Source organism: Chloroflexus sp. MS-G, assembly GCF_000735195.1.
Lineage (GTDB): Bacteria > Chloroflexota > Chloroflexia > Chloroflexales > Chloroflexaceae > Chloroflexus.
This window is the reverse complement of sequence record NZ_JPIM01000156.1, coordinates 1-7,872: the sequence shown is the minus strand read 5'-3', so window position 1 is coordinate 7,872 and position 7,872 is coordinate 1. Positions and strand designations below refer to the sequence as shown.

The window sequence follows — 7,872 nt, the reverse complement described above, 5'->3', positions numbered from 1 at the left end:
CCCCCCAGCCCCCTCTCCCACGCTGCGGGAGAGGGGGGAGAACCCTCACCCCCTAGCCCCCTCTCCCACGCTGCGGGAGAGGGGGAGTACAAGTTACCCAGGGCCAGCCGGGAACTGATTGCCAGGGTGCGGCAGTTGCGTCGCGAGGCGACGACCGCCGAAAGCCTGCTCTGGGAATTGTTGCGTGACCGTCGGCTGCTAGGCCGAAAATTCCGACGTCAACATCCGATTGGACAATTCATCGCCGACTTCTTCTGTGACGATGCCCGCCTGATCATTGAGATAGATGGCGCCGTGCACCGCGAACCCACTCAGCAGGAACGCGACCGTTTGCGGGAGGAAATCCTGCGCGAACATGGCTTTGCCATGCTGCGCTTTACCAATGACCAGATATTCGACCACACAGAACAAGTCCTCCAAGAGATTGCTGCCTATGTCACTGCCCATTCCTACGAGCATCCATCCCCTCACCCCCCGTCCCCCTCTCCCCAAGCTTGGGGAGAGGGGGAGAAAGGGGGTGAGGGCCGCTACCTCCCCCTCTACGAAGCCAAGATGATCTGGCACTATGACCACCGCTACGGCACCTATGAGGGCGTGCGCGACCGCGCCAGCACCCAACTGCCCACGCCTGATGAGCACCAGCACGCCGACCCGCACTTTGTTGTCCAGCCCTGGTACTGGGTGCCCGCCGAAGAAGTGCAAGCCCGCCTGGGCGACTGGCGGCGTGGGTGGTTGGTGGGATTCCGCGATGTTACTAACGCCACTAACGAGCGCACCGCCATCTTCAGCCTGCTGCCCAGAGTTGGGGTAGGAGGTACGATGCCCATAGTCCTTACGGGTGAGATTTCGGCTATTCATCTCTCGTGTTTTCTAGCCAATCTAAATGTCCTGATTTTTGATTGGGCATTGCGCCAGAAAATTGGTGGGACGCATCTTAGTCTCTTCATCCTCCGCCAACTCCCTATTTTTCCCCCCACTGCCTACACCCCCGCCGATCTCGCCTTCATTGTGCCACGCGCACTGGAACTGACCTATACTGCCTGGGATCTCAAGCCCTTCGCCGACGATGTGTGGAACGAAGCTGATGACGGGCTGCGGGCAGCCATCCATGCTGCGTGGGATGCAAACCGTATTGCTGTCGGCAGGCATGAATGGCGCCTGCCATCCTGGATCAGCGCTTACCCGGAGATCGAAACCAACCCGCAGAAGGGCATCCCCTTTCCGCCCTTTCGCTGGGACGAAGACCGCCGCGCGGTGCTGCGTGCTGAACTGGATGCGTACTACGCCCGGCTCTACGGCCTCACCCGCAAGCAACTGCGCTACATCCTCGACCCGGCGGATTTGACCGAACGCGAACTGGAAGACATACTCGACCCGCGGGAAGAGGTGGCAGACCCGCTCGACCCGGCTGGCTACGCTACCCGCGCTGCTGCTAGCACCTTCCCCGGCGAAACCTTTCGCGTGCTGAAGGAGAAGGAGATACGTCAATACGGCGAATACCGCACCCGGCGGTTGGTGCTCGAGGCATGGGAGCGGTTATCATAAGTGCGGTGAAAGGTATCATACCCACACGGTGGGGGCGCGGCGCTGCCGCGCCCATTCACGAATGCTGATAGAACCGCATATCGTTGAATGCCGTTCCTGTAAGATGCCCACCTTCATCAACCTGAGCCGATTTCCCACTGACTTTCCAATCACGACCGAAATTACCCAGCCCACCGATCATCTGGGGTGATCCCGATTGATCGAATGTGGCATAAACCATAAACCGGGCATGCGCATCGATCCGCTCAAATGTGTGCGGTGACCACGGGGCATAGACATCGACCGGATAGGTCGCATTCACGTAGCGCTGGATAATCCATGGTTCTCTCTGTGCGATTCGTGATTGCACAAACGCCAGTGTCTTCTGGGCTGCACTCCGCGAACCATTGATACGAAAGACACCACGCCCCTGGCTGTAATACAAACCGCTCCCTGCACCGCATTTCAATACCAGCATGCGCCGTGCCGCTGTTGATAGATAAGCGATCTGATCGATAGTACGAATGCGCTGGAGTTGACAGGCAATCTCTGCGGGCAAACCAATCGCCAGCGGTGAGAGATCGACGACATCGGAACGCAATAGCCCAACGCTCAGGATCGTCGCCATCAAGCTCCCAAACAGACTGGCATCGTGAATAGGTAAAATCGGCAGACGTGGCCGACTATGTAACAGGTTAATAACATCCCTGTCGAAATCGGTAAGCTGACACGGGGTAAGTAACGCCAACCCAAGCTGCTCTACTAAGCCATTAACTCGCAAGTAGACATACCAATCTCCATGGGCATAACGGCAGAAGATAACGACAACTCACTATCAAGGTCTATTCTTCGGGTGGGAAGATGAGTTCAGTTGTGATCATGCGTGGAATGATCGCGCTCACGGGGTTTCCGTATCATCACGAGTAGCCCAATCCCCACAATAAGGTTGATCGTTCCGGTAAGAATAATCAGGCCTCCCATTCGTAGCGCCTGTTCGGTTGTCAGTTCGGAACGCGGTAAATACCAAAGCCAGTGGTCTATCAGATGCTGGTTTGCCGGCTCATAGTACCATGCCCAACGAGGATTGGGACGTGCCGGTAGTGGCGCCACAGCAGTATCTACAATTGCAAGATGAGTATCATCATCGGTCTGACCATACAAGGCAACGATGATTGGCCCTAATGGCTCATCACGATCACTGAAACCTATGGCAAGTGGATTCCACGGCTGTACAACAACCTCCAAACGACTCCAACCAGATGGTAGGCGCAGGTGATAAAAACGTCGCTGCCCGCTTAGTAATCTGCCTTGATCATAACCGTTCAAGCGGAGACGCAATTGACTATCAGGTGCTCCGACCGGACGTTGATCATCAAGGATCAGCGTGATGCGCGCGGCGCTGTTCACAAGACAAGCGAATTCCCCCTTTGGTCCGGTGCGTCGCGGGAATATTGCGCCATCTGTAGACTCACCGGCATAGATACCATCACCCAGTTGGCAGAAAGGTGGCGGAACACGATAACGCGCCCACCGGTCGAACAACAGCCGCCAGTGCCCGACCAGTGGCGATTCAGCGATAGTGTAGGTGCTATTATGGAAAGGGGTCGAAACAACATACGTATCAAAATTAAGAAGAACGCCACCAAGATTACCGATGAATCCTGTAGTACTGAGGACGAGCACCAGAATCAACAGGCCTATCTTCAACTGTTGCGCCGAGGTTGGCATGAAAAGACTGGACGCCAAAATGATAACCGGCGCCACGACTGGCAATAAGAAGCGTGGTCCCCAAACGCCACCACCTGGCCAATGTGCCCAGCAGGCATAGAGGAACAGGTGCGCGAGGAACAATCCTACAACTATCAGAACCAATGCTCGCTTGCCGCGCCGCCAGAAGACAATCCCACCAGGAAGTGCCAGCAAGAGAGCTGGTGCATACAAGAACACACTTTTTCCCGGACTAAGCAGCAAGCCGAAAAGCCCTTCACCAAGCGGGGTGGTGAACGAAAATGCTTCACTTTCGTATCCAGAGGCTATTGGTGTCGCAAAACGGGCCAGGTTGTACCATACGAACAGTGCCAAACCAGGAAGTAATCCAACTATCCAGCTTAGTGCTCCGTAGCACACGCTACGCGGAACGTACCATCGTCGCACAGTGACATCGTACATCTGCAACAGCGCACGGTATTGCAGCCAGACGTTCGATAATTCCCAGAGAATGTACAGAGTGATGATCGGCAGTGCAACCGCAGCAGCAATGCGCGTCACAAGTAGCAACCCGGACAGCAATCCTGACACAAACAGTTGCCAATAATTGGTTCTGGAGGATTGAAATGCACTCCAGGCATAGTAGGTCGCGCTAAGGAGCAAGAGAGCGGCGAGCGGCTCGGAAAAGAATGTCCGGGCATAAACCCAGGCAAAAGTGGACAGACCGTAAATGAGCGCCAAGACTAGTGACCATCCGATAGTCGCACCAAGTTGTTGTGCCCAGCGCGCTATGACGGCACATGTTGCCGCAGTGAGCAATCCATTTAGCATCGTTACTGCAAACCGCGACGCATAATCAGCAGACAAACCACCAGGCGTAATCATCGTTCCGAGAAGATGTAGTGGGATGGCGAGCAGAGAGGGAAGAATGCCGTAAGGTGAATAGACGTTGCCATCACGACCAGGACGCAACGCCACGACCGGTGCACCATCTTCAACGACAACGGCTACATCGCCGCGTTCGAGCAGGCTACGAGTGACGGCAAGCATCGTTTCTTCATCAGCCGAGTATGTATGTCCGCTCATCGTGAGCAAGTAGAAACCACTGAGCATGAAAAAGACGGCAAGCGCTAATCGCATCGCTATAAGCCTTTTTCCTTATCAGTGTTCTTGTGCGTCAGATGGTATTTATTTCTCTAGTGCAGCATAGCCGACCATGTCGCCAGGAGATCATGCTACATTCGACTCCTGTCTTAGGCATCAAGCCTGGCAGCGCGACACCACCTCCTGACACGTCCCGACATAGCTCTATGTCGCGATAATACATCATTGCCCGCTCGAACCTGCCGATTCTTCCCCGTGCTCGGTCAGTTTTTGCCTGTAATAGGAGTAGTGTTACCTTTTTTTATCATACACCCCACACTGTTGGGACTCGCACGGTGTTTCTAGACGAACAAAATGCTTGACGCTCACGAACCGCGCCCATTATAATGAAGCGAAATGAAACAGCGTACCGATGCCCTGAAACTGATGGCTGGAACAACGTTTGCCGATCTGGTGGCTGAAGTCCTTGACAACCTCCCACCCGTCTTCGCCCGTTACCTGGAGACGGTTGAGATCGTTGTAGCACCACGGCCAAGCCGTGAGCAACGGCGTGCCCTTGGGCTGCGTCCCTGGCAGACCATCTACGGTCTCTACGAGGGTGTGCCAATCACCGAACAGCAATCTGGGGAAATTGTGCCACCGGCTATCATCACCATTTTCCAGGAACCACTGGAGCGCGATTTTCGTACCAGATCAGCACTGCGCGAACAGATACGACGCACAGTGCTCCACGAGATTGCCCACCATTTTGGAATCAGCGACGAACGGCTCCGCGAACTGGATGCCTACTGATGGGGTAGACATCTGTCGCTTTGCTAGTATGAGGTTGCGCGTGCGCATTGGCACCATCATCACCGGAATAATCTATCTGAGTGCACTGGCAATTGCCGGATTCCTCCTCTGGCAAACATTGCAGATGTCGAGCACGCTCATCACCTTCTCAACCGGCGCCATCATCCCCACCACAGCCCCAGAACCGACAGCCACATCTGCACCGGTGCTGATCTTACCTACCCCCATCCCACCGACACCGCTACCCACTGCGGCGCCGCCCGAGCCAGAAACGATTGGCTACCATCCGAAGAGTGGTCGTTATATTGCGGTCTGGCTCCCGCCGAACTTCGTCGGCGACGCACGAGATTCGTTCTTTGCTAACGTTGATATTATCGACGACATCAGTCCCTTCTGGTACACCACCGATGCCAGTGGTCGACTGTACGGTCAGCGCGACGATGAGCTGGTAGAGATCGCCCATAAAAACAATGTGCGGATCATCCCATCCATCCACAACGTCAATAATCCTGGCGCCGTCGTGCCTGTGTTGAGCAATCCGCAACTGCGCGCACGGCATATTCAGAATATCGTCGATGAGGTATTGGCCCGCAACTACGATGGCATCGACATTGATTACGAATCGCTGGCGCCGTCGCTCCGTGATGACTTTACCACATTCATTGTTGATCTAGCCGCTGCCTTGCACGCTCACAACAAACTGCTTACCGTGGCTGTGCACGCCAAAGATCGCGACGACGGTGGCCTAGGTGCCTTTCAAGACTGGGCAGCGATTGGGCCGCATGTTGATCAACTACGGATCATGACCTACGATTACCACTGGCGTGGCTCCGGGCCTGGCCCGGTCGCACCGGCCTACTGGATCGAAGCTGTGGCAAACTACGCCCGCGAGGTGGTCGATCCGGCGAAAGTCTTGCTGGGAGTACATTTCTACGGCTACGACTGGCCACCCAACGGGAACGCAACTGCCCGACCGTGGCGTATCATTGAAGAAATTATCAACGAATATCAGCCAACGGTCAGTTTTATCGAGCGCAACGCTCGCGGTCGGGTCGGCGAGAGCACCTTTACCTATCGCACCAGCGCCGGCACCCGCACAGTCTGGTTTATGACCGATACCGGCCTGGCCGATAAAATTGCAACTGTACAGCGGCTCGATCTGGCCGGGATCGCTATCTGGCAGTTGGGGTACGAACGGCCCGAATACTGGCAGACGGTGCGGGCCAATCTGGTACAAGATTCGACGTTGATTCAGCGGGCCTTAAATGCGTTGTTGCCCGATCACTGACGCGCAAGACCACCTTAATCCGTCGTTCAAGAATGGAACGAACACCTGAGCTAAAATACGTTTTGACGCATTGCAATAATGTCATATACGCTACCTGCATCCAGGTCAAGGCGACTTCTCAACTCGCCTTATGCACGTTATGCACAGAGAAAGTTGAGCGGGTCAGGCATCCTGTAGCCCAAACACCGAAAACGTGACACCACTCTCACGACGCTGGTGGTGTATGAATACCGTGCAATGTCAGATCGCGCCAGAAGGAAAATGACATCACCATCCATTCAGTGGTAAACTAGAGTTGCTATCTATCGCAGCACGTTGAACGAGACAACAATGACAACCACCACAAGTGAGACTGGAGTACAGGCACATCCAGCCGAAGCCCGGGAATTAGTCGAGCGTGGTATTGCCGCCGCTCGTGGTGGTCAGCGGCGCGTTGCAGCCGGCCTGCTGGCCCGTGCGCTCAGGCTTGATCCACGTGACGAACGGGCCTGGTTGTGGCTCAGCGATGTCGTTGATGATCCTGCGCAACGCATGTTTTGCTTACAAGCCGTTTTACAGATCAATCCAGCCAATCCGTATGCCCGGCGCGGCCTGGCCTACCTCCAGCGTCAGGGCACAGACACGTCACGCCCAGTAGCCGATCTCAGCCCACCAACCGTCTCACCCGAATCAACCACCAACCCACCACCGCCACCATCGTCCACGGTAGTCACCCAATCGAGTCATGATTGGTGGTTTCATTGGCGCTGGCAACGCCGTGAAACCTCACGGGTTCGGCTTGTACTCTGGCTGATACCCATCGTGTTACTGACCGTCGCACTCCTCCTGCATCAAAGCGTCAGTCGTGCCCGCGAAGAGGCTCTCGCGGCCCTCGCTGCCGCACAGACGCAGACGTTCAGTGTCGAAACAACATCTGCGACTGCCCTTCCCACCCCTACACCACTACCCGTCCTCGAGGCCGAACCACTGGCAGTCGTTGAAAGTCTGACCGTTTCTTACCTCAGCGCAGTAGATGACATCCGTGCCGCTTTGCGTACCGCGACCGACACCTACCGCCAGGAGACCAGTCAGCCCGGCGGTGCATCGGTGAACCACGTCGCGGCGACTCAGCGCTTGCGAGCAACTGTCGCCGGGGCACTGGCAACGCTGGGCGAGTTACGACCGCCGGGGGTACTGGTACCGGCGCACGAAGATTACCGGCGTGGCCTTGAACTAGAGCTGGCTGGTCTTGATGCAATTCTTGAGTTCTACAGCACATACGACGTATCCCACGCCAACCGTGCTGCACTGCGCTTTCAAGAGGCACGGGCATTTGTCGAACGCGCCCAGCTCAGTTTTCAGACGCAGCGCCAGTTGCTCGGCGAACAGAGCTTGCTAAGTGCCTACACGATTCGGTGATCGTCAGGGATTTTCAACGGGTTCCGCTTCGGATTGCCTTCACCACACTGCGGGCCAGA

General features: G+C 55.8%; 6 protein-coding genes. 4 read left to right on the top strand and 2 right to left on the bottom strand.

Annotation, left to right across the window (positions count from 1 at the left end):
- Nucleotides 1-1,545: DUF559 domain-containing protein (locus tag JE47_RS20745; RefSeq protein WP_035419952.1), on the top strand; the 1,545-nt coding region annotated here is incomplete at its 5' end.
- A 55-nt stretch (nt 1,546-1,600) separates the two neighbouring features.
- On the opposite strand, the gene JE47_RS0118600 is transcribed toward JE47_RS20745, so the two are convergent.
- Both JE47_RS0118600 and JE47_RS0118595 read right to left on the bottom strand, forming a co-directional pair.
- Nucleotides 1,601-2,272 (bottom strand): hypothetical protein, encoded by a 672-nt coding sequence (locus JE47_RS0118600; protein ID WP_236631304.1) that lies wholly within the window; start codon nt 2,270-2,272, stop codon nt 1,601-1,603.
- 119 nt (nt 2,273-2,391) lie between these two features.
- The gene (locus JE47_RS0118595; RefSeq protein ID WP_051871208.1) at nt 2,392-4,371 is read right to left on the bottom strand and encodes a hypothetical protein; all 1,980 of its coding nucleotides are present in this window, start codon (nt 4,369-4,371) and stop codon (nt 2,392-2,394) included.
- 360 nt (nt 4,372-4,731) lie between these two features.
- On the opposite strand from JE47_RS0118595, the gene JE47_RS0118590 reads away from it, so the two are divergent.
- The 3 genes from JE47_RS0118590 to JE47_RS0118580 all read left to right on the top strand — a co-directional run bounded on the left by JE47_RS0118590 (nt 4,732) and on the right by JE47_RS0118580 (nt 7,813).
- A complete protein-coding gene (locus tag JE47_RS0118590; RefSeq protein WP_152556110.1) occupies nt 4,732-5,127 on the top strand; it encodes a metallopeptidase family protein in 396 nt (131 codons plus the stop codon).
- Nucleotides 5,128-5,167: 40 nt separating this feature from the next.
- Nucleotides 5,168-6,415, top strand: coding sequence for a glycosyl hydrolase family 18 protein (locus tag JE47_RS0118585; RefSeq protein ID WP_031461188.1), 1,248 nt, complete (start codon nt 5,168-5,170; stop codon nt 6,413-6,415).
- A 330-nt stretch (nt 6,416-6,745) separates the two neighbouring features.
- Nucleotides 6,746-7,813: a hypothetical protein gene (locus tag JE47_RS0118580; RefSeq protein ID WP_031461187.1), complete on the top strand. Its 1,068-nt coding sequence runs from the start codon at nt 6,746-6,748 to the stop codon at nt 7,811-7,813.
- Nucleotides 7,814-7,872: the final 59 nt, after the last annotated feature.

Coding starts and splice junctions, on each gene's coding strand:
- JE47_RS0118595 (WP_051871208.1), bottom strand. CDS start 4,371: ATGCGATTAGCGCTTGCCGTCTTTTTCATGCTCAGTGGTTTCTACTTG.
- JE47_RS0118590 (WP_152556110.1), top strand. CDS start 4,732: ATGAAACAGCGTACCGATGCCCTGAAACTGATGGCTGGAACAACGTTT.
- JE47_RS0118580 (WP_031461187.1), top strand. CDS start 6,746: ATGACAACCACCACAAGTGAGACTGGAGTACAGGCACATCCAGCCGAA.